The organism is Tsuneonella litorea (assembly GCF_025154015.1).
Classification (GTDB): Bacteria; Pseudomonadota; Alphaproteobacteria; order Sphingomonadales; family Sphingomonadaceae; genus Tsuneonella; species Tsuneonella litorea.
This window is the reverse complement of sequence record NZ_JAOAMV010000005.1, coordinates 274,115-300,002: the sequence shown is the minus strand read 5'-3', so window position 1 is coordinate 300,002 and position 25,888 is coordinate 274,115. Positions and strand designations below refer to the sequence as shown.

The window sequence follows — 25,888 nt, the reverse complement described above, 5'->3', positions numbered from 1 at the left end:
TGGTCCGGTCCGCCCCGCTTGCCATCCTGCTTGCCGGCACCACGCGTGCGGTCGCTGCGGTGATCGTCCGACCCCGCTCGCCCGATCAGTAGCGCAGGCGGCCCGACACGCCGAACACCCGCGGGTCGTTCACGAACGCGGTGTTGTTGTTGAAGTCGATCCCGCCCTTCACGTTGTCCGCGTTGGTGATGTTTCGAACGAACGCGGCGATCTCCCAGTCTCCGTCGAGCCGCGCATAGCCGATGCGCAGGCCGCCTTCCCACTGGTTGTCGGCGTTGAACTCCAGGCTCTCGTAGAGGAAGAAATTGGTCGCGCCCTGGTAGGTCCAGTCGGTGTAGGCGAACAGCTCGCCCCCGTTGCCCATCGGCACGCCGTAGCGCGCGGTGAAGTCCGCGATCCACTTGGGCGCGTTGGGGAAGGGATTGCCATCCACCCGGGCGCGGGTGTTGGTGCCGATGACCACCGTGGGATCGGTCACCGTGCACTGCGCGCAGGTACCGACGAGCAGGTTGGGGTCCTGGATCCGGGTGTTGTTGTAGCTGAGTCCGGCGGTGAGCGTCAGCGCGCTCGTCGGCTGAAACGCTGTGTCGAGCTCGAACCCGTAGCCGCGTCCCTTGTCGGCATTGACCAGCTGGACGAGATTGCCCGCGCCGCCGACCGCGGAGAACTGCGGATCGGTGATCGTGTAGTAGAACACCGCGCCGTTGATGCGCGCCGTGCGGCCGCCGAACTCGGACTTGAAGCCCGCCTCGTAGCTCATGATCTTCTCGCTCGTCGCGATCGACGGCGGAGCGAAGAACGCGACGTCGCGGCCCTGGATCGTCGGCGCGCGAAAGCCGCTGGCGACCTTGGCATAGACGCTGGCATCGTCGGTGACGTCGAAGAACGCCGAAAGGTCCCAGCTCAGGCGGTCGTCCTGGACGTGCCGGGGCTGCGGCGCGGCGCCGGACAGGACGACGAAGTCCTTCTCGTCGTCGGTATAGCGCAGGCCCGCGGTGATCTTGGCGCGTTCGCCGAGGTTGAACGTGCCTTGCCCGAACAGCGCCCAGCTTTCGTTGTCGTGCCGGACGGTGACCGGTGGCGGGAAGTTGAAGCCCACCGTGGTGACGTCGAAGTCGCTGTTGAAATAGAACCCGCCGACCTGCCAGGTAAACGGACCGCCCGGTTCCGAAGCCAGCCGGACTTCCTGGGTGAACTGGTCGAGGCGGATCGAGTCCTGGGTGTCGGACGGGAACGGGATGAACCCGGGCCCGGTCACCAGGTTGCCGCCGTCGATGTCGCCGCGGCTGCGCCCGGTGCTGCGCGCCCAGGCGGTGATCGAGGTCAGCGTCGCTCCGCCGAAATCGTAGTCGGAGTGGATCGACGCGATCCGCGACTTGTACCGCGCCACGTTGCCGCCACCGGCGTCGTAGAACACCGTGTCGCGGTCGTAGTTGGCGTTCAGGTCGTTGTTGCCCGGCCCAAGGATGTTGGCGCGGAACGGGGTCGACGTGCCGGTGAAGTTGCGGAACTGGACGGTGCCCAGGATGCTGAAATCGACCGACGGCGTCACCAGGACCTGGACGCGGCCCGCCCGGTCGTCATACCCGCCGATTGTGTTCTTCTCGCCGGTGAAACCGTTGTCGATCCAGTCGCTCCGGCTCTGCAGCATTCCCGAAAAACGCAGCGAAACCTGGCCCGGCGCCAGCGGCACGGTTGCCGCCGCCTCGCCCGAAAACGTGTTGAACGATCCGAAGCTGAGCGCGCCTTGCGCGGTTGCTTCGTCGCTGGGCCTGACGGTGTCGATCTTGACGATGCCAGCTGGCGTGTTGCGCCCGAACAAGGTGCCCTGCGGCCCGCGCAGGACCTCGACCCGGTCGATGTCGAAGATGGGAAACGCCTTCAAGGTAACGTTTTCCAGCACCACGTCGTCCATCACCACCGAAACCGGCTGGGAGGCGGCAAGGTCGAAATCGGTATTGCCGAGCCCGCGGATGTAGAAGCGCGGCGCCGCGCGCCCGTTCGAGCTTTCGATGAAGAGGCCGGGCACGTGGCCGGAGAGCGCGGTGACCTCGCCCCCGGCAGACAGGATCGACTGCACCGCATCGGCCGACAGGGTTGCTGCCGACACCGGAACGTCCTGGAGGTTTTCCTCGCGGCGGTTGGCCGTGACGATGATTTCGGCAAGCCCGCCATCGGGGCTTTCCGCCCCGTCGGCCGCTGCCTGCGCCAGCGCGGGCGAGGCCCCCGCCAGCGTTCCCAGCGAGAGCGCCGTCGCCGCGAGCAGGCGACCGGTCGAGCAGATGAAGCGGGTGGTCATGACATCGTCCTTTGAGATCTTGATGCGCCCTGTTGCGCAGGTGCGTGCGGCCCTGGCGCGATTGTGGACATCGGCGCGACTGTCGGAAAGGCGGTTTTACCCGCCTGATCCCCGCGGGGGTCCATAAGCTGGTCGGGTGTGGCTGGATTGCTACAATCCGGGCGGGGACGATCCCCCGTCTGCCGAGCGGGGAGGCCCGGCACCGCTTGCCCTTCGGCCGCGGCGGCGGCATAGGCCGCCGCGACCGCGCATACCACCGATGAAAAGGCCTGCCCGATGAAAGTCCGCGTATACGTCAGCCTCAAGCCCGGGGTGCTCGACCCCCAGGGCCGTGCCGTCCACCACGCGCTCGAGGGCCTGGGCTTCACCGGGGTCGAGGATGTCCGCGTCGGCCGGTTGATCGAACTCGACATTGCCGAGGGAACCGACGATGCTGCACTCGACGAGATGTGCCGCAAGCTCCTCGCCAACATGGTGATCGAGAATTACCGGATCGAGAAGCTGGAGACGGCGTGATGGCGTTCCGCGGCGCGGTCATCACCTTTCCCGGATCCAACTGCGACCGCGACATGGCGGTGGCGCTCGAAAAGGTGTGGGGCGAACCGGCCATCAGGGTGTGGCACGGTGACCCGGACCTTCCTGAAAACCTCGATTTCATCGCTATACCGGGGGGATTCTCCTACGGGGACTACCTGCGCTGCGGCGCCATCGCGAGCCGCAGCCCGGTGATGCGGGCCGTCGTGGCCGCGGCCGGCCGGGGCGTGCCCGTCCTCGGCGTCTGCAACGGTTTTCAGGTCTTGACCGAGAGCGGACTGCTGCCGGGCGCGCTGATGCGCAATGCCCAGCTCAATTTCACCTGCCGCCCGGTGCCGCTCACGGTCGAGAACGCGCAGTCGCTGTTCACCGCCGGCTTCGAGGAGGGGGCGGTGGTCACCTTCCCGGTCGCCCACCACGACGGCAATTACTTCGCCGACGAGCAGACGCTCGACCGGCTCGAGGGCGAGGGCCGGGTGGCATTCCGGTATGCGTCGCCGGTCAACGGATCACAGCGCGGGATTGCCGGTGTGCTGAATGCGCAGGGCAACGTGCTGGGCATGATGCCGCATCCCGAACGCGCGATCGAACCCGAACTGGGTGGTTCGGACGGGCGGGTGCTGTTCGAAAGCGCGATCGGGGCGCTGGTCGACGCCTGATCGGGGGCTGCGCGCTATCAGGCGGCCGGGCGGGCGCTGATGCGCGACGGCATATCCGAATGGCGGCGGCGGAACAGCTGGAGTGCCTCCTCCGCCCGCATCGGACGGCCGAAGTAGTAGCCCTGGATCTTGGTGCAGCCGAGCCGGCGGATCAGGTCGGCTTCCTCGACGCTTTCCACCCCTTCCGCGGTGGTCGTCATCTCGAGGCTGTCGGCCATTGCCACCACAGCGCGGATGATCGCGAGGCTTTCCTTGCTGTCCTGCGCCGCGCCCTGGACGAAGCTGCGATCGACCTTGATCGTCGAGAAGCGCAGCTTGCGCAGGTATCCAAGCGACGAATACCCGGTGCCGAAATCGTCGAGCGCGACGGTGCAGCCGAGCGCCATGCACTGCTCGAGCGAGGAGCGCGCAACGCTGGCATCGCGCAGGAAAATCGATTCGGTGACCTCGAGTTCGAGCCGGCGCGCCTCGAGTCCGCTGGCCGAAAGGGCATTGACCACGGTCGCGGCGAAGTCCGGCTCGAACAGCTGTTCGGGCGAGACATTGACCGCCACCCTGACGTGCTCGGGCCAACGTGTCGCTTCCCGGCAGGCCTGTTCCATCACCCAGGTACCGATCGGGACGATCAGCCGGGTGTCCTCGGCGATCGGAACGAACTTGCCAGGGCTGACCGAACCGTGCTGCGCGCTGTTCCACCGCACCAGCGCCTCGAAGCTCACGACTTCCTCGGTGGTCGCGTTAACGACCGGCTGATAGTTCAGTTCGAGCTCGCGGTTTTCCAGCGCCCGCCGGAGGGCGAACTCGAGCTGGCGGCGTTCCTCGGCGTTGGCATGGAGCGCGGGCTCGTAATGGCGATGCTCGCCGCCGCCATCGTCCTTCGCCCGGTAGAGCGCGAGGTCCGCGTTGCGCATCAGTTCCTCGACCGTCTGCCCGTCGCGCGGACCAAGCGCAGAACCGACGCTGGCGCCGACATACAGCGTGTGGTGGTCGACCTCGTAAGGCTGCGACAGCCGTGCAATGACGCTCTTGGCGACGCGCTGGATGCAGTTGCGATCGCTCGCGTCGCGGATGACGATGGCGAACTCGTCGCCGCCCAACCGTCCGCACAGCTCGTCCTCGCCGAGCACCGCTTTCAGGCGCGCCGACACCTGGGCCAGCAGCTTGTCGCCCACCTGGTGCCCCAGCGAATCGTTGACCGCCTTGAACCGGTCAAGGTCGATCATCAGGAACGCGCAGCGCGTCCGCCATTGCTCGGCATAGCGCAACGCGTCGCCCAGCGCCTCGGTCAGCATCAGCCGGTTGGGCAGGCCGGTGAGCGTGTCGTAACGCGCGAGATAGGCGATCTTCTCGCTCGATTCGCGCTGTTCGGTGACGTCGGAGCCGACTCCGCGGATGCCGAGGTAGGCGCCGTTGTCGTCGAGCATCGGAGTGCCCGAAAGCTCCCACCAGCGATGCTCGCGGCCGATCGACACCTTGACCAGCAGGTTGGAAAAGCTCTCGCGCCGCTTGAGCCGCTCAGCGAGGTCGTGCAGGCTCGAGGGGAACTGGCCCGTTTCCCAGGCCTCGCCGCTGATGAGTTCGAGGAACGGGCGCCCCTCGACCTCTTCGACGGACCTTCCCAGCGCAAAGGCGAAGCGCGGAGACGCCGAGCGGACCAGGCGGTTGGTGTCGATCTGCCACAGCCAGTCGGTCTGGTTCTCCTCGAACTCGCGCAGGAGCAGCGAGACGACCTCGCTCTTCTCGGCGTTGCCGGCTTCGGCGAGGCACGCGGTCAGGTGAATGCGGGCAACCTGAGACACGCCGATGGTCACCACGACCATCAGGGTCAGTGTCGCGAGCGCCATGCCGAACTGACCGAACACGAGAAATGCGACGATACAGGCGATTCCGGTAATCGCGCCAAAGACGACGGTGACCAGAGGGGCAACCCCCAGGGCCAACGTCGAACCCAGCAGCAGGATCGCAATGAGCAACGCGATCGCGGTCCGCTCGGCGTCTCCACCGTAGAAGCCGAAGGCGAGCGGCGGGATTGCCCAGGCGCACGCCACGAGCGCGGTCGAAAGACCCTTGCGGTTGATCTCCTGGCGCGTGATTCGCACGCGGTCGCCGATGGTCAGCACCCGGTCGGCGCGCAGAGCGTAGAACAATCCTGCGGCAAGAGCGGCGACGAAAGCGCCGAGCAACGCCACCGGCGCCTTGCCGGCATAGACCCATATCGCGATCAGCGCGCAGCACGCGTGGACCACGATGCGCAGTCCGATCGTCTGATTGATCTGGGAAAATTGGAGCGCGCGCAGGCGATTCCAGTCCCCGCCCTCGGGGTCGCGCAGACCCAGCAGGGCAAGCAGCGGCATTTCTGCCGGAAGCTCGGAAAGGCTATCGTTGCGATCGATCACTCCGCCGCGTTAGCCGGTAAAAGTTATTCGGCGGTAAATCCCTTATTCCAAACAACAAATAGCCGAAATCCCGCAACCGGAAATTAACCAATGCGGCGGGACCGCGCGAACGGCCGGACGGGGCGTTCCCGGCAGGCCGGGCCTATTCCACCGTCACCGACTTTGCGAGATTGCGTGGCTGATCGACGTCGGTGCCCTTGGCGCAGGCGACGTGATAGGCGAGGAGCTGCACCGGGACCGCATAGACAAGCGGCGCGATCAGGGGATGCACCCGCGGCATCTGGATCGTCGCGAGGCAACCCTCGCCCGCTTCGGCCAGCCCTTCCTCGTCGGAGATAAGCACGATCTTGCCGCCCCGCGCGCGCACTTCCTGCATGTTCGAGACGGTCTTTTCGAACAGCGGGCCCGAGGGGGCGAGCACGATCACCGGCACTGCCTCGTCGATCAGTGCGATGGGCCCGTGCTTCATCTCGCCGCTCGCATAACCCTCGGCATGGATGTAGCTGATTTCCTTGAGCTTCAACGCTCCCTCGAGCGCGAGCGGGTAATCCGGTCCGCGGCCCAGGTATAGCACGTCGCGGGCCGGCGCGATGAGGTGCGCCATCCCGGCGATGTCGTCGTCGTGATCCAGCGCGGCGTTGAGGCAGGCGGGCGCTTCGAGCAGATGGCGGACGATTTCCTGCTCTTCCGCGCGGTCGATCCGCCCCTTCTTCACCGCGAGATGGGCGGCGAGTGCGGCGAGTACCGCGAGCTGGCAGGTGAACGCCTTGGTGCTGGCAACGCCGATTTCGGGACCTGCATGGGTCGGCAGCAGCAGGTCCGCCTCGCGCGCCATCGAGCTGGTCGGCACGTTGACGACCACTGCAATAGTCTGCCCGTTCGCCTTGCAGTGGCGCAGCGCGGCGAGGGTATCGGCTGTCTCGCCGCTCTGGCTGATGAACAGCGCGAGGCCGCCGTCCTCGAGCGGCGGCTCGCGGTAGCGGAACTCGCTCGCGACATCGATGTCGACCGGAACGCGGGCGAATGTCTCGAACCAGTATTTCGCCACCATCCCGGCATAGAACGAGGTCCCGCAGGCGACCAGCGTGATCCGGCTGATGGCCGACAGGTCGAAGTCGATCTGCGGCAGCGCCACCCGGTTGTCCGCCTGGTGGATGTAGCTCTGGAGGGTCTGCGCGACGACGGTCGGCTGCTCGAAGATCTCCTTCTGCATGAAGTGCCGGTAATTGCCCTTTTCGACCGCCGCGGCCGATGCACCCGAGGTGGTGATCGCACGCGTGACCGGCGTGTTCTCGACATCGCGGATCTGCGTGTCGTCGCGCGTGATCACGACCCAGTCGCCCTCCTCGAGATAGGAAATTCGCTGCGTCAGCGGAGCGAGCGCGAGCGCATCGGAGCCCAGGTACATCTCGCCCTCGCCGTAACCGACCACGAGCGGCGAACCAAGCCGCGCGCCGATCAGCATGTCGGGGTGGTCGCGGAACGCGATCGCCAGCGCGAAGGCGCCGCGCAGCCGGGGCAGCACCGCCTGAATCGCGCCTTCCGGAGAGGCACCGCCCTCCACTTCCTCGGAGATCAGGTGGGCGACGACCTCGCTGTCGGTGTCGCTCTCGAGCTTGCGGCCGCGCGCGATGAGCTCGTCGCGCAGGGACTTGAAGTTCTCGATGATCCCGTTGTGAACCAGCGCAACGTGATCGGTCGCGTGGGGGTGCGCGTTGCTGGCCGTCGGGGCGCCGTGCGTCGCCCAGCGGGTATGCGCGATGCCGACGGTGCCGGGAGCGGGACGCTCGGCCAGTTCCTCGACAAGATTGGCAAGCTTGCCCTGCGCGCGGCGACGGATCATCGTGCCATCGTGCAGGGTACACACGCCGGCACTGTCATAGCCGCGGTATTCCATCCGCCGGAGCCCGTCGACCAACCGGTCCGCGACTTGTTCCCTGCCGACGATGCCGATAATTCCGCACATGATTCAATGACTTTCGTTAGATGACATAAGGAACGCGGATGCCCGGCATATTTGCCGGGAAATCCACCGTATTGCGAGTGATCAGGATCGACCCGTTGACCTGCGCGGTGGCGAGGATGAAGGCGTCAAGCAACCTCATCCGGGTGCGAGAGCGAATGTCGGCAGCCGCCGCCGCGATCCTCTGGTCGATCTCCACCACGTCGAAATGGGACAGCAGCTCGATCACCGTAGAGCGGTCCTCGAGCCTCTCGCCCGCGACGACCTCGGTCCACACGATCCGGCTTATGCTGTGCCGGCCATAGCGCGCAATCTCCGCACGGGCCTGCGGCCGGCGGCGCAGCCAGTCGATGACGATGTTGGTGTCGAAGAACGGAGACGGCACGCGTCAGACGTCTTCGCCAGGCGCGCGATCGTCGCGGATCGCGCGCTGGTATGAGACGCTGTCGGACAAATCGTCGCGATCTGCCCATAGCCCGTAGCCCCGGTCGATCCAGCTGCGGTCGTCGCCGCGCTGGCTCAGGTAAAGCTTCACCGCGGCGCGAATGGTAGCCGCGCGCGAGGTCCGGTTGCTCGCTGCAAGCGCATCGAGCTTCTCGAGGTCCTCGTCAGGCAGGTCGGCCAGGATACGCGTCATGATATCGCGATATCATATCATGATATCATTGCAAGAAGGTCAATGCGCACGCGCCGCCGCCCGCGACCGCCCCGACTGCCACAGGTAGAGGCCCGCGCCGATGATCACCGCCGCTCCCCCCAGCGTCGGCGCGTCGGGCCTGTCGCCGAACCACCACCAGCCTAGACCCGTGGCAACGACAAGCTGGACATACGTCATCGGTGCAATGCTCGCGGCCCCGGCGCGCGTTGTCCCGAGATAGATCAGCCAGTGCGCGCTGCTCGCACTGAGCGCAACGAAGGCGCATTTCGCGACCACTTCGGGCGAAGGCAGCGCCACCGCGAGCGGCGCGAAGCCGGACAGGTGGCCGACCACCGCCGTCGCGACCAGGACCGGGGCGGCGACCAGCGCCAGCCAGGCCTGCATCGCCAGCGCGCTCGCTTTCCCGGCGACCGCGCGGTTAGCCATGAACAGCGCGCTCATCGCGCAGGCCACGAGGAGCGGGAGGAAAGCCGCGACCCCAATCTCGGCGACATTGGGACGCAAGACCAAGAGAACCCCGACGAACGCGGCTATCGAAGCGATCCACGTTTCCGGACGCGACCGTTCCTTGAGAACGATCGGCGCAAGAAGGCCCGTGATCATCGGGCTGATGAAGATGATCGTCGTCGCCTCCGCGAGCGACATCAGGAACAGCGAGCCGAAGAACGAGACGGTCGCGATCGCCACCGCCGCGCCGCGGATGAACTGGAGCCCCGGCTGGACGATCCGGAAGCCGGCCGCACCCTCGCGCGCGTACAGTATGGCGGACAGGCCGGCCGCCCCCAGGGCATAGCGCAAGGCCGCGATCGCGGTCGGAGGCCATTCGCCCGCCATCGACTTCACGACGGCATCTCCGACCGACAGCAACGCGAAGCCCGCAAGCGCGTACATGAGGCCGATGCGGTCATCCTGACGGGGGGCGGCAATCATTGCGGCGCGGCCTCTATGGGACTTTCCCGGCAAGCGCCAGCGCGGACGTGCGGGTGGCTGCGATCCCCCGCCGATGGGGTCGATTTTAGGAAAAAAACAACCTTTCCTTCCTATTCACCCTGTCTCGGAAGGCGCTGTTCGCCTCGCTCGCGGCAAGGCCGCGCGTGATCGCAATGCCGACGGCCTGGGGGATTATTCGATGAGCGCATTCGGACGGAAGAACGGACCCGGGGGCATGAACGCCGGCGCCCGTCCCTCCTTCGGTGTCGCCCGCCCGATGAGGGGGGGCGCCAGCGCCGCGCCTTCGTCGCAGCCGGCCGGCGGCGAACAGTTCCCGCCCATTCCCGCCGATGACGGCCTTGCCGGGCAGGATCCCGCAAAGCAAAGCGATGCGATGACCCGGCTCGCCGATCGCGCCAACGCGGTCCACGAGAAACAGCAGGTCGGCGGCTTCGAGGCGAGCGTCCACAAGATCAAGGAACAGGTACTCCCGCGCCTGCTCGAGCGCGTCGACCCGGAAGCGGCGGCGACGCTGACGAAGGACGAGCTGTCCGAGGAATTCCGCCCGATCATCCTCGAGGTGCTGGCCGAGCTCAAGGTCACCCTCAACCGCCGCGAACAGTTCGCGCTGGAAAAGGTGCTGATCGACGAGCTGCTCGGCTTCGGTCCGCTCGAAGAGCTGCTCAACGACCCCGACGTGTCGGACATCATGGTCAACGGGCCGGACCAGACCTACATCGAGAAGAAGGGCAAGCTGGTCATCGCGCCGATCCGGTTCCGCGACGAGCAGCACCTGTTCCAGATCGCCCAGCGCATCGTGAACCAGGTCGGCCGCCGAGTCGACCAGACCACGCCGCTGGCCGACGCGCGCCTCAAGGACGGCAGCCGCGTCAACGTGATCGTCCCGCCGCTTTCGCTGCGCGGCACCGCGATCTCGATCCGCAAGTTCTCCGAGAAGCCGATCACCATCGACATGCTGCGCGACTTCGGCAGCATGAGCGACAAGATGGCTACCGCGCTCAAGATCGCCGGCGCGTGCCGGATGAACATCGTCATTTCGGGCGGCACCGGCTCGGGCAAGACGACCATGCTCAACGCCCTGTCGAAGATGATCGACCCGGGCGAGCGCGTGCTGACGATCGAGGACGCGGCCGAACTCCGGCTCCAGCAGCCGCACTGGCTGCCGCTCGAAACCCGGCCGCCGAACCTTGAAGGCCAGGGCGCCATCACCATCGGCGACCTCGTCAAGAACGCCCTGCGTATGCGTCCGGACCGGATCATCCTGGGCGAAATCCGCGGCGCGGAGTGTTTCGACCTCCTCGCCGCGATGAACACCGGCCACGACGGATCGATGTGCACGCTCCACGCCAACAGCCCGCGCGAGTGCCTCGGCCGCATGGAAAACATGATCCTGATGGGCGACATCAAGATCCCGAAGGAAGCGATCAGCCGGCAGATCGCTGAATCGGTCGACCTGATCGTGCAGGTCAAGCGCCTGCGCGACGGTTCGCGCCGCACGACCAACGTCACCGAGGTGATCGGCATGGAAGGCGACGTGATCGTCACCCAGGAGCTGTTCAAGTTCGAGTATCTCGACGAGAGCGAGGACGGCAAGATCCTCGGCGAGTTCCGCTCGTCGGGCCTGCGTCCCTACACGCTCGAAAAGGCGCGCCAGTTCGGCTTCGACCAGGCCTACCTCGAGGCGTGCCTGTAAAGTTTTCTGCCGCAGCGTCGGCTTCCTACAATTATCGAACGGCAGGGGTCGCTATGAACCGGGGTCGAAGGACGATCCCATGCTGCGACACGTTATCCGACTTGCCGAAAAACAGCCGGTTCGCGCGTTCCGCCGGCGCATCCTCGACCGCCAGAGCCAGTTCGAGGCGCGCCTGATGCAATCGTTCGAGCACATGCGCGAGCGCGATCAGCGGGTCGACGCCTAGGTCAGGCCCCGCGCAGCCACGATGGCACGCCCAGCGCGAGAAGGCCGCCGGCGACCACCACGCACACGAGGAACAGGCCGGTCCACGGTACCCAGCCCACGCGGTTGATCGCGGCGCGCTTCATCCGGCGCCGTTCCATCACCAGGCACACCACCGCCAGAACCGCGAAGCCCGCGCCCCAAAGCGAAAGGACTTCGGCATCGCTTGCGAAACGCAGGCCATCGATCAGCTTCATGGGCCGCAATATGGGATGCATTGCACAGGCCGCCAGTGGGCCTATGGCGATGCCGTGAGCCATCCGCCCGCCGACCAACGCCCGCTGATGGCGCTGCTCATCCGGCTCGGCGCGGCGTTCGTGCTGTCGGTCATGCTGGTGTTCGTCAAGCTGGTCACCGAAAGCGGCGTTTCGCTTACCGAGACGCTGTTCTGGCGCCAGTTGCCCACCGTCCCCGCGCTGCTCGCCTGGTTCGCCTTGCGCGGGCAGCTCTCGCTGCTGTCGAGTGACCGCCTCGCAGCGCACGGGCGCCGCGCGGTGCTGGGGCTGACCGGCATGTTTCTCAATTTCGGCGCGGTCACGCTCCTGCCACTTGCCGAGGCGACGACGCTCAATTTCACCACGGCGATCTGGGCGGTGATCCTGTCCGCGCTCATCCTGCGCGAGCGGGTCGGCCTGTGGCGCTGGTCCGCGGTTCTTCTCGGCTTCGCCGGCGTGCTGGTGATCGCGCAACCGGGACAGAGCCACATCCCGCCCCTCGGCGCCGCGGTCGCCCTCGGCGCGGCCTTCACCATCGCGCTGATCTCGATCCAGATCCGCGACCTGTCGCGGACCGAGCATCCGCTGACGATCGTGTTCTGGTTCGCGGCCTTCACCCTCCCCGTGCTGGGCCTGGCGATGCCGTTCGTGATGACCGGCCACACCGCGTACCAGTGGGGACTTCTCCTCGGCCTCGGGGTGTTCGGGCTGCTCGGGCAGTTCCTCCTCACCGCCGCGCTGCGGTACGGAGCGGTCGCCAGCGTGATCGTGATGGACTACTCCTCGCTCGTCTGGGCGACGCTGTTCGGATGGTGGGTATTCGACCGGCTGCCGCCCGGATCGACCTGGGCCGGGGCACCGCTGATCGTAGGGGCGGGTCTGCTCATCGCATGGCGCGAACACCGACTGGCGGTTACCCGTGCGCGCGCGTTGGTCGGCGAGTAGACAACCGGCGCGAGTCAGGCCAGTTGATCACCAGAGCCGCTGAGCCACAGCCCCAGGAGGAAACGACGATGCTGAAAAAGATCATGATCGCGCTGGGCGCGGCCGCCATCGCCCTTACGGCAACCGCGTGCAACACGGTGAAGGGTCTCGGCCGCGATATCGAATCGGTCGGCCGGGCCGGCGAAGAAGCGATCGACTAGCGCCGCGCGAGCGCACCGCGCCGATCCTTTGGGCCTATCGCGCCCGCCGGGTCAGCCGGCGCCCGTCTTCCCCTTCCGGCGCCACCCGCTCGCCCGCGCGCGCCGTTCGCGCACCGCGAGCCAGACGAACAGGCCGAGCGGCCCGGCCAGCAGCGTCAGCACCAGGAAAGGGGCCTGGACCAGCCGCGGGAACCCCTTGGCGTCGGCATCGCGCGCGATCCACAACCCGGTGAACAGGTCGAGCGCGAGGTAATGCGTCCAGCCGAGGACGATCGCGCCCTCGGAGCGGAACAGGTCCTTGAGGCCCGCGACCGAGTAGTTCGACAGATCGGCAGGGGCGAGGCCCGGATCGCGCACGGGGTCGGCGACCATCGCGAACAGGCCGACGAACATCGCGGCGTAGCACAGGCACAGCAGCCCCACCCCGCCGTAGAGCACGTAGGCAAGCGGAAAGGGCTTGCGCGGCGCCACGACGAGCATCGCCCACGCCGCCAGCGCGATTCCGTTGGTGACGACGAAGACCGTCTGCCACATGGGCTCAGCTGCCGCCCTGTTCGCTGCGGGTCGGATGCCCCGCGGGCACGTCGGGCTCGCTCCAGGCCAGCACCGGCTTCCTCGCCGCGAGCGTTTCGTCGAGGCGGCGGCGCGGGGCATGGATCGGCGCGTTCTTGAGACTCATGTCCCCCGCCCGCGCACGCTCGGCGAGCGAACGCAGCGCGACGACCAGCTGGTCGAGCCCCGCCTTGCTCTCGGTCTCGGTCGGCTCGACGAGCATCGATCCGTGGACCACGAGCGGGAAATACATCGTCATCGGGTGGAAGCCCTCGTCGATCATCCCCTTGGCAAGGTCGAGCGTGGTCAGCCCGTCGGCGAATCCCCGGTCGCTGAACAGCGCCTCGTGCATGCACGGCCCGCTGAACGCGAACGGCGCGTCGAGCACGTCCTCCAGGCTGCGCAGCAGGTAGTTCGCGTTGAGTACCGCATCGCCCGAAACCTGGCGCAGACCGTCGGCCCCGTGGCTGAGGATATAGGCAAGCGCGCGGGTGAACATCCCCATCTGGCCGTGGAATGCGCTCATCCGCCCGAAGCTGAGCGGGTGCTCCTCGCCGGCGTTCTCCTCCTCGATCAGGTCGACCGTGCCGTCGGGCCGCCGCGCCGTGAACGGCAGCGGCCCATAGGGCGCCAGCGCTTCCGACAGCACCACCGGACCCGAACCCGGCCCGCCGCCGCCATGCGGCGTCGAAAAGGTCTTGTGCAGGTTGATGTGCATCGCATCGACGCCAAGGTCGCCGGGGCGCACCCGGCCGACGATCGCGTTGAAGTTCGCCCCGTCACAATAGACGTATCCGCCCGCCGCATGGACCGCGTCGGAGATCGCCTTCATGTCGCGCTCGAACAGCCCGCAGGTGTTGGGATTGGTGATCATGACGCCCGCGACATCGGGCCCCAGCCGCGCCTTGAGCGCTTCAAGGTCGACGCGGCCCTCCGGCGTCGCCGGAATGTCCTCGACCGCGTAGCCGGCAAAGGCGGCGGTGGCCGGGTTCGTTCCGTGCGCGCTTTCGGGCACGAGGATGACCTTGCGCGCATCGCCCTTCGCCTCGAGCGCGGCGCGAATGCACAGGATGCCGCACAGCTCGCCGTGCGCGCCGGCCTTGGGCGTCATCGCGACGCCGTGCATCCCGGTCAGCTCGATCAGCCAGTGCGCCAGCTCGTTGATGACCTCCAGCGCGCCGCGGACGGTGTCGACCGGCTGCAACGGGTGGACGTCCGCAAAGCCCGGCATCCGCGCGACCTTTTCGTTGAGGCGCGGATTGTGCTTCATCGTGCAACTGCCCAGCGGGAAAAGCCCGAGGTCGATCGCGTAGTTCTGCCGGCTCAGCCGCGTGTAGTGGCGAACCGTTTCCGGCTCGGACAGGCCGGGCAGGCCGAACGGCTCGGTCCGTGCCATTCCGCCAAGGCGGTTCGCGCCTTCCGATGGTTCGGGCAGGTCGACGCCGGTGGTTTCGCTCCCGCCGATCTCGAAGATCAGCGGTTCCTCGAGCATCAGCGCGCGGTTGCCGGTCGCGGTCGGCACCGCGGCGGCGGTATCGGGGGTCATCTCGGGCTTCCAGCCGCTCTTGTTCGGGGCGTTCATGCCAGCACCTCCTTGAGCGCGGAGCAGAGGGTCGCGATGTCCTCCTCGGTGGACGTCTCGGTCACCGCCACGATCAGTCCGCCCGACAGGTCGTCGTTGCCCGGGTAGAGCCGCCCGAGCGATACCCCGGCGAGCACCTTTCGTTCGGCCAGCGTGCGCACGACCGCGCGCGCATCGGTGGGAAGAACGATCGTGAACTCGTTGAAGAAACTGTCGTTGAGGACCGTGACTCCCGGCACCTCGGCCAGCCGGTCGGCGGCAACGCAGGCGAGGCGGTGGTTCTCCGCCGCCAGCGCCCGCAGCCCCTTCTCGCCCAGCAGGGTGAGGTGGATCGTGAAGGCCAGCGCGCAAAGCCCTGAATTGGTGCAGATATTGCTCGTCGCCTTCTCGCGGCGGATGTGCTGTTCGCGGGTCGAGAGAGTGAGGACGAAGCCGCGCTTGCCCTCGGCATCGACCGTTTCGCCGCACAGGCGGCCGGGCATCTGGCGCACGTGCTTGGGATCGCGCACCGCGAACAGTCCAAGGTACGGTCCGCCGAACTGGAGGCCGACGCCCAGCGACTGGCCTTCGCCCACGACGATGTCCGCGCCCATTTCGCCGGGCGACCGGCAGGCGCCCAGCGCGACCGGCTCGGTATTGACCGCGATCAGCAGCGCGCCCTTGGCGTGCGCGGCCTCGGCGATCGGCGTCATGTCGTAGACGCGGCCGAGGATGTCGGGATACTGGACGACGACGCAGCTTGTCGCCTCGTCGATCCGGGCGATCAGCCCGTCGATGTCGGGCGCGCCCTGCATCGTCGGCAGCGCCCCGGCGATCTCGTCCTCGGTGAACTTGGCCATGGTCCTGACCGTTTCGGCGTAGTGGGGGTGCAGCGCGCCGGAGAGAACCACGCGCTTCTTCCTGGTCACCCGCGCCGCCATCGCGACCGCTTCCCAGCACGCCGTCGAGCCGTCGTACATCGATGCGTTCGCCACCGCGCAGCCATAGAGCCGGGCGACCTGGCTCTGGAACTCGAACAGCATCTGCAGCGTGCCCTGCGCGATCTCGGGCTGGTAGGGGGTATAGGCGGTGAGGAACTCGCCCCGCTGGATCAGGTGATCGACGGTCGCCGGCACGTGGTGGCGATAGGCCCCGGCCCCGCAGAAGAACGCCGCGTCGGCCGCCGCGAGATTCTTCTTCGACAGCCGCCGCATATGCTTCTCGACCGCCATCTCGCTGGCGTGGAGCGGCAGCCCTTCGATCGGCTCTTTCAGGTAGTGCGCGGCCGGCACGTCGGTGAACAGCGCGTCGACATCGGGCGCGCCGATGACGGAGAGCATCTCGCCGCGATCGGCGTCGGTCAGGGGCAGATATCGCATATCGAACCTTGTGTGCGGCCGGCGGCCTTCGGGTTACAGACTGTCGCAGAACGCCTTGTACTTTTCCGCGTCCATCAGCGCGTCGAGCTCATTGGGTTGCGTGATCGTGAGCTTGAAGAACCAGCCGTCGCCCTCGGGCGCGGAATTGACCAGCGCGGGATCGTCCTCGAGCGCGGGATTGCCTTCGATGACGACGCCTGTGACCGGCGAATAGACATCGCTCGCCGCCTTGACGCTCTCGACCACCGCCGCCTCGTTGCCCTTGGCGACGCTGGTGCCTTCGGCGGGCACCTCGACGAAGACGATGTCGCCGAGCTGGCTCTGGGCATAGTCGGTGATGCCGACGGTAGCGGTCTGCCCGTCAACCTCGATCCATTCGTGATCCTCGGTGAAATAACGCGTCATTTGGATGCTCCCTTGCGGAAATAGCGGTGCGGAACGAACGGCATGGGGACGACCCGCGCGGGCAGGCGCTTGCCGCGGACTTCGAGCTCGAGTTCGGTGCCTTTAGCCGCCTGCGCGGCGTCGACGTAGGCCATCGCAATCGGGTGGCCGAGCGTCGGCGAAAAGCCGCCGCTGGTGACGGTGCCGACTTCGCTGTCGCCGGAGAATACCTTTGCCCCTTCGCGCGCGGCGGCGCGGCCTTCCAGCGCAAGGCCGACGCGCCTCGTCGGCGCACCGTCCGCGAGCAGCTTGAGGATGCGCTCGGCACCCGGGAAGCCGCCCTCCTCGCGCCGCTTCTTGCTGATAGCGAAGGCAAGCCCTGCGCTGACCGGATCGGTTTCGGGCGAAAGGTCGTGGCCGTAAAGCGGCAGCCCTGCTTCCAGCCGCAGCGAATCGCGGGCGCCAAGGCCGATCGGCTTGACCTCCAGCTCGGCGCACAGGCGCCCGGCGAGCTGTTCGGCCTGGTCGGCCGCGACCGATATCTCGAACCCGTCCTCGCCGGTATAGCCCGAGCGCGATACCATGAGGTCGAGCTCGCCGAACTGCCAGGTCTTCGCCTCCATGAACCCGAAATCCTCGGTCAGCCCGCGCATCGTGCGTTCCAGCGCGCCGGCGGCCTCCGGCCCCTGCAGCGCGAGCAGTGCCCGCTCGTCGAGGTGGGCGAGCGTGATCTCGTCAGGCAGGTGCTCGCGCAGGTGGGCGATGTCGTCCCACTTGGTCGCGCCGTTGACGACGAGGTAGTACCTGGGCGTCCCGCCCTCCTCGGTCACGTTGGTGACCATCAGGTCGTCGAGGATGCCGCCGTTCTCGTCGAGCAGCAGCGAATAGCGCACCTTGCCCGGCTTCAGCGCCGAGATGTCGCCCGGCAGCAGGGCCTCGAGCGCGTCGGCCGCGCCGTCGCCCTCCACGATGAGCTGGCCCATGTGGGACACGTCGAACAGACCAGCGTGATTGCGGGTCCATTCGTGTTCGGCGAGGATACCCTCGTACTGGATCGGCATCTCGTAGCCCGCGAACGGGACCATCCGCGCACCGCGGGTGCGGTGCCAGCCGTCCAGCGGCAGCTTTTCGAGTTCGGTGACTTCTTCGCTCTCGCTCACGCACGTATCCCCGACAGCGCGGCCGATGCCCGGTGAGGACACCTTCGGAACCGCTACCCCCTCTGTCGGGAAACCTGAGAGTTTGGCCGGCCGCGAAGCTGGCTTACACCGTCGGTGGCCCCCTCCTGCCGAAGGGGACGCTTTCCAGAGTATCGCACGGCCCGCCACGGTCCTTTGGCCTGAGAGTTTCCGGGGCGGTTGCTCCTTCGGCGGCCCTTCCGAGGAAAGGCGCTCTCCCATGGCGGACGTCGGAGTTGCCCCCGGCGACGCTGCACGCCCTGCGCGAGCCGGGAGATTCGGTCAATCACCGATCGAAGATTTCACCGCCAGTTGAGCCACACGAGATAGCTCGCCGACAGCACGATCCACGCACCGTCGAGCGTTTTCAGCCTGCGGGCGCCGAGCCACTGCGCAATTCCGCGGGCCAGGAAGCCGCCGATCGCCGCGCCCGGTCCCGCCAGCAGCACGACTTCCCACTGCACCGTTCCATGGTCGACGTGCCAGATCATGCCCGTGAGCACGCTTACGGAGGACACGACGCAGGCCACGCCGGTCGACAGCAGGACCGGGTAGTGGCGGATGAACAGGTAGAGCGCGACGAGCTCGCCGATCCCCACCGACAGCAGCGCAGTGATCGCGCCGCCGGGGATCGCCAGCAGCATGATGACGACCAGGTCGACCGGCGCCAGCGCGGTCCGCTCGCGGACGTTGCGGTTGAGCGTCCACGTGGCGACGATGAGCGCGGCGCCCAGCGGGATCGAGAAGGCCTTGTAGACCAAGAGGATCGTGCGGTTGTCGACCGGCCCGATCCGCTGGGTTAGCAGCATGGCAGGTAGCGAAATCGCCAGCACTGCCCCGGCCGCCAGGGCAAAGTCCCTCGGGCGCACGGCGCTGTGCAGGGCATCGGGCGGAGGGACCTGGTGCAGCAATCGGTCGGTCCACCGCAACGCGCCCATCGTCATGCCGAAGCACTGGATGCCCATCGACGCGGCGGTGACCCTGAGCGGATCGAGCGACATCACGCCCGCTTCGCGCAGTCCGTTGAAGACCGGGACGAAGACCACCCCGCCCCCGGTACCCGACGTGTTCGCGATGATCGCGCCGATCACCCCCACGCCGGGAAGAAAGACCAGCGACCGCATGAGCGCCGGGTCGGGATCGGCCACGGCCCAGATCGCGCACCACAGCGCGGCGAGCGCGGCGGCGCCCGCGATCACGATGCGGCCCGGTGCGGGCGCGGTCAGTCGAGGTTGGGTCGCAGCCACCGCTCGGCCGTAGCGACATCGACGCCGCGGCGCGCGGCATAATCTTCCACCTGGTCGCGGCCGATCCGGGCGACGCCGAAATACTGGCTTTCGGGGTGGCCGAAATAGAACCCGCTGACCGCCGCGGTCGGGTACATCGCGAAGCTCTCCGTCAGCGCGATCCCGGTATGCCGCTCCGCGTCGAGCAGATCGAACAGGACCGGCTTCAGGCTGTGGTCGGGGCAGGCAGGGTATCCCGGTGCAGGGCGAATGCCGCGATACTGCTCCTTGATCAGCGCCTCGTTGCTCAACTGCTCGCCGGGCGCATAGCCCCACAGGTCGGTGCGCACGTGCCGGTGCAACGCTTCCGCGAACGCCTCGGCCAGCCGGTCGGCAAGCGCCTTGAGGAGAATGTCGGAGTAGTCGTCCTTCGCTGCGAGGAACGCCTGCGAATGCGGCTCGATGCCGTGGATGCTGACCGCGAACCCGCCGATCCAGTCGCCCGCCGGGTCGATGAAGTCCGCCAGGCACATGTTCGCCCGGTCGCGGCTCTTCTTGATCTGCTGGCGCAGGAACGGCAGCAGGACGTGGCGCTCTTCCTCGGCGAGGTGGACGGTCACGTCGTCGCCGTCACGCGCGCAGGGCCACAGTCCCGCGACCCCCTTCGCGGTCAGCCACTTCTCCGCGACGATCCGGTCGAGCATCGCGTCGGCGTCCGCCTTGAGGCTGCGCGCGGTCTCGCCCACCACCTCGTCGTCGAGGATCGAGGGGTAGGTCCCGTGCAGTTCCCAGGCGCGGAAGAACGGCGTCCAGTCGATGTACCCCCGCAGGTCTTCGAGGTCCCAATCCGGGAAGGCGGTCACGCCCGGATGCTGCGGCACGCCGGGCTTGTCGGCATACTTCGGGTCGTAATAGTTCGCCCGCGCTTCCTCGAGCGTCAGCAGGACGGACTGCGCCTTGCCCTCGCGCGCCTCGCGGACCTTCACATACTCGCTGGCAGTGTCCTCGACGAAGGCATCGCGCTGGGTGTCCGACAGCAACCGGCTGGCGACGCCGACCGCGCGGCTGGCGTCGAGGACATGGACCACCGGCCCGTCGTAGACCGGGTCGATCTTGAGCGCGGTGTGCACCTTGCTCGTCGTCGCCCCGCCGATCAGCAGCGGCATCGTCATCCCTGCGCGCGCCATTTCCTCGGCCACGGTGACCATCTCGTCGAGCGAGGGGGTGATGAGGCCCGACAGGCCGATCATGTCGGCCTGGTTGTCGTTCGCGGTCTCGAGGATCTTCGCCCATGGCACCATCACCCCAAGGTCGATCACCTCGTAGCCGTTGCACTGGAGCACGACGCCGACGATGTTCTTGCCGATGTCGTGGACGTCGCCCTTGACGGTCGCCATGACGATCCGGCCCTTCGACTGGTCGGCGAGGCCCGAGGCCTCCTTCTCCGCCTCGATGAAGGGGATCAGGTGTGCGACCGCCTTCTTCATCACGCGCGCCGACTTCACCACTTGGGGCAGGAACATCTTGCCGCTGCCGAACAGGTCGCCGACGACGTTCATGCCGTCCATCAGCGGGCCCTCGATCACCTCGATGGGGCGATCCTTCTTCTGCCGCGCCTCCTCGGTGTCTTCGACCACGTAGGCGTCGATGCCCTTGACCAGCGCGTGCTCGAGCCGCCGCTCGACCGGCCAGCCACGCCATTCCTCGGCGGCCTTCTCTTCGGCCGCGGACTTGCCCTTGTAGCTTTCGGCGAGCGCGATGAGGCGCTCGGTCGCGTCCGGCCGCCGCATCAGGATCACGTCCTCCACCGCCTCGCGCAGCGTCGGGTCGATCTGGTCGTAGATGTCGAGCTGGCCGGCGTTGACGATCGCCATGTCGAGCCCGGCGGGAATCGCGTGATACAGGAATACCGAGTGCATCGCGCGGCGCACGGTTTCGTTGCCGCGGAAGCTGAAGCTGAGGTTGGAAAGCCCGCCGGAGAAGTGCGCGTGCGGGCACAACTGTTTCAGCTCGCTGACCGCCTCGATGAAATCGATGGCATAGCGGTCGTGCTCCTCGATGCCCGTCGCGACCGCGAATACGTTGGGGTCGAAGATGATGTCCTCGGGCGGAAAGCCGATTCCGGTGAGCAGGTCGTAGGCGCGCTTGCAGATCTCGACCTTGCGCTGCTTGGTATCCGCCTGTCCGGTCTCGTCGAACGCCATGACCACCGCCGCGGCGCCATAGTCCATGCACTTGCGCGCCTGCGCGAGAAAGGCATCCTCGCCTTCCTTCATGCTGATCGAATTGACGATCGGCTTGCCGGACACGCACTTCAGCGCCGCCTCGATCACCTCCCACTTGGAACTGTCGATCATCACCGGCACCCTGGCGATGTCGGGCTCGGCGGCGATCAGCTTGAGGAACGTGGTCATCGCCTCGACTGCGTCGAGCAGGCCCTCGTCCATGTTGACGTCGATCACCTGCGCGCCGTTCTCGACCTGCTGGCGCGCGACCTCGACCGCGCGGGCATAGTCGCCGGCCATAACGAGCTTCTTGAACGCCGCCGAACCGGTAACGTTGGTGCGCTCGCCGACATTGACGAAGCGGGAAGAGACAGCGGTATTCAAGGGGAATATCCTAAAGGGTTCAGGCAGCCAGCGTGAAGGGTTCGAGGCCGGCAAGCCGCGTCGCGACGGGCGGGCTGGGGAGCTTGCGCGGGGCCAGCCCCTTCACGCTGTCCGCGATCGCCGCGATATGCTCCGGCGTCGACCCGCAGCAGCCGCCCAGCACGTTGACCTGCCCTGCCGCGGCCCATTCGCGGACGAACCCCGCGGTCTGGTCGGGCCGCTCGTCATACGCGCCGAGCTCGTTGGGCAGGCCGGCGTTGGGATAGACCATGATCGGCGCATCGGCGATTTCGGCCAGCGCCTTCACGTGCGGGCGCAGCTGGGTCGCGCCGAACGAGCAGTTGAGCCCGATCGTCAGCGGCCGTGCGTGGCGCACTGCGTGCCAGAACGCCTCGACCGTGTGGCCCGACAGGTTGCGGCCCGACAGGTCGGTCAGCGTCATCGACAGCATCACCGGGACCTCGCGGCCCAGCGCCCTTTCGACCTCCTTCACCGCCATGATCCCGGCCTTGGCGTTGAGCGTGTCGAAGATCGTCTCGATGAGGATGAAATCCGCCCCGCCCTCGACCAGCGCCTCGGCCTGTTCGCGGTAGACGTCGACCAGCGTGTCCCAGTCGATCTCGCGGTAGCCCGGGTCCTCGACGTCGGGAGAAAGCGACAGCGTCTTGTTGGTCGGGCCGATCGCCCCGGCGACGAAGCGCGGGCGGCCGTCGCTGCCCTCGAACGCGTCGGCCAGCCGCCGCGCGAGCCTAGCGCTCTCCAGGTTGATTTCGCGCACGAGATGCTCGGCCCCATAGTCGGCCTGACTGATCCGGTTGGCCGAGAAGGTGTTGGTTTCGGCGATGTCGGCGCCCGCCTCGAAATAGGCGCGATGGATCGCTTCGGGCACCTCCGGCTTGGTCAGCGCGAGGATGTCGTTGTTCCCCTTCTGGTCGTGCCCGAGGTCGAGCGAGCCCGCGTAATCGCCCTCGGCGAGCTTCCAGTTCTGGATCTCGGTCCCGAACGCGCCGTCGGTGACGAGGATGCGCCTGGCGCATTCGGCAAGGAACTGGTCGCGCTTGGTCATGCTGTCTCTCCGGCGGGCCGACGGCCAAGCAGGTGGCAGATCGCGTAGCTCAGCTCGGCCCGGTTGAGGGTGTAGAAATGGAAGTTGCGTACGTCGCCCGCGTAGAGCCGTCGGCACAGTTCGGCAGCGACCGTGGCGGAGACGAGCTGGCGCGCCGCCGGCCGGTCGTCGAGCCCGTCGAACAGCGTCTCCATCCAGTGCGGGATCGCGGTACCGCACAGCCCGCTCATCCGCTGGACGGAGGCAAAGCTCATCACCGGCATGATCCCGGGCACGATCTCCGCGTCGATCCCCGCGGCCGCGGCCTTGTCGCGGAAGCGGAAGAAGCAGTCGGGCTCGAAGAAGAACTGGGTGATCGCGCGGGTTGCCCCGGCGTCGATCTTGCGCTTGAGGTTGTCGAGGTCCGCCGCCTCGTCGGCGCTGTCGGGGTGCTTTTCGGGATAGGCGCCGACGGAGATCTCGAACGGCGCGATCTTCTTCAGGCCCGCAACGAGGTCGGCGGCGTTCGCGTACCCATCCGGGTGCGGGGCATAGGCCGCGCCAGGCTCTGCCATGTCGCCGCGCAGCGCGACGATGTGGCGCACGCCGATGTCCCAGTAGGCGCGCGCGATTCCATCGATCTCGTCCCGTGCCGCGTCGACGCAGGTGAGGTGCGCGGCCGCCGGGATGCCGGTTTCGCGGATGATCCGCTCGACCGCGGCGTGGGTTCGCTCGCGGGTGGAACCGCCCGCCCCGTAGGTCACCGAAACGAAATCGGGCCGCAGCGGCGCGAGCGTCTCGACGCTCGACCACAGCGTCTCGGCCATCTTCTCGGTCTTGGGCGGAAAGAACTCGAAGCTGACGCCGATGTCGCCGGGAAGCGAGGCGTAGAGCGGCGAGCCGAGGGCGATGTCGGCGTTCATCGGGCGGCCGCCTTGCGCCGGGCGGCGGCGGGCAGTTCGCGCGCGCCGCCGATGCGCGATACCGAAGGCGGCAGGCGGCGGGCCGCCCAGACCTTGACCGCCAGTTCCCCGCCTTCGACCGTGGCGACCGGACCGCAGGCAAACCCGTGGCGCGCGAGCATCGCCTCCATCTGTTCGTCGGCGAACCCCAGCCGGGCGTGCGCGTGCGTGCGGCGCAGTTCCTCACGATCGTGCGCGGCAAGGTCCGCGATCACGATCCGCCCGCCCGCGCGGCAGACCCGCGCCGCTTCGGCCAGCGCGTAGTCCGGTTGCTGCGCGTAATGCAGCACCTGGTGGAACACCACGGTATCGAACCGGTCCGCTTCGAACGGGAGCGCGGCGAAATCGCCCTGCACCAGCTCGACCCGCCCGGCGGGCAGGTTCTGCAAACGCGCGCGGGCGAGGCGCAACATTTCGGGACTCTTGTCGACACCGGTCACCTTCGCGGCGTCGGGTTCAAGCAGTTCGGCGATGCGACCGGTGCCGGTGCCGATGTCCAGCACCTCGCCCAGCGCGTCGACGCCCAGCGCATCGACCAGCGCCGCCTCGACCGCCTCGGCCGGTGCCAGAAGCGCGCGCAGGCGGTCCCACTCGCCGGCGTGGCGGGCGAAGAACTCCGCCGCGTTCGCCTCGCGCGCGTCGCGGATCGCGGCGAGGTGGCGCCGGTCCTCCTCGCACGTGCGGGCGAACTGCTCGTCCTCGTCCTCGGCGGCAGCGAGCAGCCGCGCGACCGCGGCCACGGTCGCCTTTCCGGCGGCGTGCGACTGGCGCAGGAAGACCCAGCTGCCTTCGCGCCGCCTCTCGGCAAGGCCCGCGTCGGCAAGGATCGCGACGTGGCGCGACACGCGCGGCTGGCTCTGGCCGAGGACGTGCGCCAGTTCACCCACCGCGAGTTCCATCGTCCCGATCAGCCGCATGATCCGCAGCCGCGTGGGGTCGCCGAGCGCGCGCATGACCGTTTCGATCGTCATGCGGATATAAAGGTATCTTTATATGTGAAAGTCAAGCGATGAAGTCAGACCGGCTCCTGAATTCCGGGCGGAGCCGGGGCGTCCCACGTCAGCCGCTCCGATCGGGCGCTTCGTCTGCGCTGCACTGGCGATAACCCCGATAGCCCAGTTCGTCCTTCGCGCCGGGCAGAACGACGATCATCTCCTCTTCGGGAAGACCGGCGTCGCCCTCGCCAGGCACTTCGCGCAAGGCCACCCTCAGGCCGGCGTCCGCGTATTCGCCCGACCCGCTTCCAGGCAGGGTGATCAGCTTTCCGTTGAGCTTGATGGTCGCGCGAACCCCGTCCTCATAGGCGAGCGAGGGCTTGCCGACTTCGGTCAGCACGATGCGACACGATCCGGCGTCCTGCCCGAGCGCCGCCAGATCGGCGTCGGTTAGCGTTTCCACGGCAATCGCTTGCGTGGCAATTCCGCTGAGTGCCTCGGCGGCCCCGGCCCGCGGCGCGGCGGTCGGCGGCGGTGCGACCTCCGCCTCGCGATCGGCGCCGGCAGAGGTGTTCTGGTTGCAGGCGGCAAGCGCCAGCGGCAGCGCGGCGAGTACGAGAGCCCTCATTGCATTTCTCCTTCGCGAGCGTCCTGCGATGCCGGCGATCCGAGTCCGGCAGGCATGCGTTCATCGGTGCGCACGCCGTTGCGGTGGATGTCGTCGATCAGGTACTTCATCTCGGCAATCTCGCGCCGCTGGGCGACGATGATGCCCTTGGCCAGTTCGCGCACGCGCGGATCGCGTATGTGCGCGCGCTCGCTGGTCATGATCGCGATCGAGTGGTGCGGGATCATCGCCCGCATGTACTCGGTATCATCGACCGTCGACTGGCTGCGCACCAGCCACAGCGCCAGCGCGAAGACGACGGCGGCGACGCCCAGGATGACGACGTTCTTCGTCGTGCTCCTGTACATGCCCCACATGAACAGCAGCATCACGACCATCATCGCGGCGCCCATCACGAACGCCATCCAGAACCGCGTTTCGCTCCAGAACACGTGGTCGATCGAGTAGGTGTTGAGGTACATGAGGGCGAACATCACCACCGTCGAGGTGCCGATCATCGCCATGAACTTGACATAAGGGCCGTCCCCGGCCCTGTGGTGTCCCTCGCCGTCGTCGCGGGCATCCGCCATTGCGCAGTCTCCTTCCGTTCAGAAGGTTCAACGGCTCTCGCCCGAAACGTTCCGCCAGCCGGGGGTGAACGCGCGCTCAGGCC

General features: G+C 67.4%; 25 protein-coding genes and 1 riboswitch. Of the genes, 6 read left to right on the top strand and 19 right to left on the bottom strand.

Going from position 1 to position 25,888, the window contains the following annotated elements; all coding sequences use genetic code 11:
* Positions 1-85 precede the first annotated feature (85 nt).
* Entirely contained in the window at positions 86-2,299 is a 2,214-nt protein-coding gene (locus tag N0B51_RS11690) for a TonB-dependent receptor (protein WP_259962546.1), read from the bottom strand.
* Positions 2,300-2,575: 276 nt separating this feature from the next.
* Here N0B51_RS11690 and purS point away from each other — a divergent pair, with 276 nt between their 5' ends.
* Positions 2,576-2,815 (top strand): phosphoribosylformylglycinamidine synthase subunit PurS, encoded by a 240-nt coding sequence (purS, locus tag N0B51_RS11685; protein WP_259962545.1) that lies wholly within the window; start codon positions 2,576-2,578, stop codon positions 2,813-2,815.
* Positions 2,815-3,492 carry a phosphoribosylformylglycinamidine synthase subunit PurQ gene (gene purQ, locus N0B51_RS11680; protein ID WP_259962544.1) on the top strand — a complete coding sequence of 226 codons (678 nt, stop codon included), beginning with the start codon at positions 2,815-2,817 and terminating at the stop codon, positions 3,490-3,492. Before purS ends, purQ begins: the two co-directional genes overlap by 1 nt.
* Before the next feature lie 17 nt (positions 3,493-3,509).
* On the opposite strand, the gene N0B51_RS11675 is transcribed toward purQ, so the two are convergent.
* The 5 genes from N0B51_RS11675 to N0B51_RS11655 form a co-directional block, all read right to left on the bottom strand.
* Positions 3,510-5,846 carry a putative bifunctional diguanylate cyclase/phosphodiesterase gene (locus N0B51_RS11675; RefSeq protein WP_259962618.1) on the bottom strand — a complete coding sequence of 779 codons (2,337 nt, stop codon included), beginning with the start codon at positions 5,844-5,846 and terminating at the stop codon, positions 3,510-3,512.
* A 184-nt stretch (positions 5,847-6,030) separates the two neighbouring features.
* Positions 6,031-7,854: a glutamine--fructose-6-phosphate transaminase (isomerizing) gene (glmS, locus tag N0B51_RS11670; protein ID WP_259962543.1), complete on the bottom strand. Its 1,824-nt coding sequence runs from the start codon at positions 7,852-7,854 to the stop codon at positions 6,031-6,033.
* A gap of 16 nt (positions 7,855-7,870) precedes the next feature.
* The gene (locus N0B51_RS11665; protein WP_259962542.1) at positions 7,871-8,236 is read right to left on the bottom strand and encodes a type II toxin-antitoxin system VapC family toxin; all 366 of its coding nucleotides are present in this window, start codon (positions 8,234-8,236) and stop codon (positions 7,871-7,873) included.
* Between the two features lie 3 nt (positions 8,237-8,239).
* The gene (locus N0B51_RS11660) at positions 8,240-8,488 is read right to left on the bottom strand and encodes a ribbon-helix-helix protein, CopG family (protein ID WP_259962541.1); all 249 of its coding nucleotides are present in this window, start codon (positions 8,486-8,488) and stop codon (positions 8,240-8,242) included.
* A 39-nt stretch (positions 8,489-8,527) separates the two neighbouring features.
* The gene (locus N0B51_RS11655; protein WP_259962540.1) at positions 8,528-9,400 is read right to left on the bottom strand and encodes a DMT family transporter; all 873 of its coding nucleotides are present in this window, start codon (positions 9,398-9,400) and stop codon (positions 8,528-8,530) included.
* 238 nt (positions 9,401-9,638) lie between these two features.
* On the opposite strand from N0B51_RS11655, the gene N0B51_RS11650 reads away from it, so the two are divergent.
* Positions 9,639-11,153, top strand: coding sequence for a TadA family conjugal transfer-associated ATPase (locus N0B51_RS11650; RefSeq protein ID WP_259962539.1), 1,515 nt, complete (start codon positions 9,639-9,641; stop codon positions 11,151-11,153).
* 79 nt (positions 11,154-11,232) lie between these two features.
* Positions 11,233-11,379 carry a hypothetical protein gene (locus N0B51_RS11645; RefSeq protein WP_259962538.1) on the top strand — a complete coding sequence of 49 codons (147 nt, stop codon included), beginning with the start codon at positions 11,233-11,235 and terminating at the stop codon, positions 11,377-11,379.
* A gap of 1 nt (position 11,380) precedes the next feature.
* Here the strand turns inward: N0B51_RS11645 and N0B51_RS11640 are convergent, their stop codons facing one another.
* Positions 11,381-11,614, bottom strand: a complete 234-nt coding sequence (locus tag N0B51_RS11640) for a hypothetical protein (protein WP_259962537.1) — start codon at positions 11,612-11,614, stop codon at positions 11,381-11,383.
* Positions 11,615-11,668: 54 nt separating this feature from the next.
* Here N0B51_RS11640 and N0B51_RS11635 point away from each other — a divergent pair, with 54 nt between their 5' ends.
* Together N0B51_RS11635 and N0B51_RS11630 are read left to right on the top strand one after the other, a co-directional pair.
* Positions 11,669-12,577: a DMT family transporter gene (locus N0B51_RS11635; protein ID WP_259962536.1), complete on the top strand. Its 909-nt coding sequence runs from the start codon at positions 11,669-11,671 to the stop codon at positions 12,575-12,577.
* A 68-nt stretch (positions 12,578-12,645) separates the two neighbouring features.
* Complete coding sequence (locus N0B51_RS11630; protein WP_259962535.1) at positions 12,646-12,777, top strand: entericidin A/B family lipoprotein; 132 nt, start codon at positions 12,646-12,648, stop codon at positions 12,775-12,777.
* 51 nt (positions 12,778-12,828) lie between these two features.
* Here the strand turns inward: N0B51_RS11630 and N0B51_RS11625 are convergent, their stop codons facing one another.
* The 12 genes from N0B51_RS11625 to N0B51_RS11570 form a co-directional block, all read right to left on the bottom strand.
* A complete protein-coding gene (locus N0B51_RS11625) occupies positions 12,829-13,311 on the bottom strand; it encodes an ABA4-like family protein (RefSeq protein ID WP_259962533.1) in 483 nt (160 codons plus the stop codon).
* Positions 13,312-13,315: 4 nt separating this feature from the next.
* A complete protein-coding gene (gene gcvPB / locus N0B51_RS11620; protein ID WP_259962532.1) occupies positions 13,316-14,911 on the bottom strand; it encodes an aminomethyl-transferring glycine dehydrogenase subunit GcvPB in 1,596 nt (531 codons plus the stop codon).
* Positions 14,908-16,269 carry an aminomethyl-transferring glycine dehydrogenase subunit GcvPA gene (gene gcvPA, locus N0B51_RS11615; protein ID WP_259962531.1) on the bottom strand — a complete coding sequence of 454 codons (1,362 nt, stop codon included), beginning with the start codon at positions 16,267-16,269 and terminating at the stop codon, positions 14,908-14,910. Before gcvPA ends, gcvPB begins: the two co-directional genes overlap by 4 nt.
* Positions 16,270-16,302: 33 nt before the next feature.
* Positions 16,303-16,674, bottom strand: coding sequence for a glycine cleavage system protein GcvH (gcvH, locus tag N0B51_RS11610; protein WP_259962530.1), 372 nt, complete (start codon positions 16,672-16,674; stop codon positions 16,303-16,305).
* Complete coding sequence (gcvT, locus tag N0B51_RS11605; protein WP_259962529.1) at positions 16,671-17,813, bottom strand: glycine cleavage system aminomethyltransferase GcvT; 1,143 nt, start codon at positions 17,811-17,813, stop codon at positions 16,671-16,673. Before gcvT ends, gcvH begins: the two co-directional genes overlap by 4 nt.
* 157 nt (positions 17,814-17,970) lie before the next feature.
* A riboswitch (glycine riboswitch) is annotated at positions 17,971-18,062 on the bottom strand.
* A gap of 71 nt (positions 18,063-18,133) precedes the next feature.
* Positions 18,134-19,078 carry a sulfite exporter TauE/SafE family protein gene (locus N0B51_RS11600; RefSeq protein ID WP_259962528.1) on the bottom strand — a complete coding sequence of 315 codons (945 nt, stop codon included), beginning with the start codon at positions 19,076-19,078 and terminating at the stop codon, positions 18,134-18,136.
* Positions 19,054-21,666, bottom strand: coding sequence for a methionine synthase (metH, locus tag N0B51_RS11595; protein ID WP_259962527.1), 2,613 nt, complete (start codon positions 21,664-21,666; stop codon positions 19,054-19,056). The genes N0B51_RS11600 and metH overlap by 25 nt, the downstream gene beginning before the upstream one ends.
* Before the next feature lie 19 nt (positions 21,667-21,685).
* The gene (locus N0B51_RS11590) at positions 21,686-22,732 is read right to left on the bottom strand and encodes a homocysteine S-methyltransferase family protein (protein WP_259962526.1); all 1,047 of its coding nucleotides are present in this window, start codon (positions 22,730-22,732) and stop codon (positions 21,686-21,688) included.
* The gene (gene metF, locus N0B51_RS11585; RefSeq protein WP_259962525.1) at positions 22,729-23,634 is read right to left on the bottom strand and encodes a methylenetetrahydrofolate reductase [NAD(P)H]; all 906 of its coding nucleotides are present in this window, start codon (positions 23,632-23,634) and stop codon (positions 22,729-22,731) included. Before metF ends, N0B51_RS11590 begins: the two co-directional genes overlap by 4 nt.
* Positions 23,631-24,644 carry an ArsR/SmtB family transcription factor gene (locus N0B51_RS11580; RefSeq protein ID WP_259962524.1) on the bottom strand — a complete coding sequence of 338 codons (1,014 nt, stop codon included), beginning with the start codon at positions 24,642-24,644 and terminating at the stop codon, positions 23,631-23,633. The genes metF and N0B51_RS11580 overlap by 4 nt, the downstream gene beginning before the upstream one ends.
* Before the next feature lie 88 nt (positions 24,645-24,732).
* On the bottom strand, positions 24,733-25,236 hold the full coding sequence (locus tag N0B51_RS11575) for a DUF6692 family protein (protein WP_259962523.1): 504 nt from the start codon (positions 25,234-25,236) through the stop codon (positions 24,733-24,735).
* A complete protein-coding gene (locus N0B51_RS11570; RefSeq protein WP_259962617.1) occupies positions 25,233-25,733 on the bottom strand; it encodes a DUF305 domain-containing protein in 501 nt (166 codons plus the stop codon). Before N0B51_RS11570 ends, N0B51_RS11575 begins: the two co-directional genes overlap by 4 nt.
* Between the last annotated feature and the right edge of the window lie 155 nt (positions 25,734-25,888).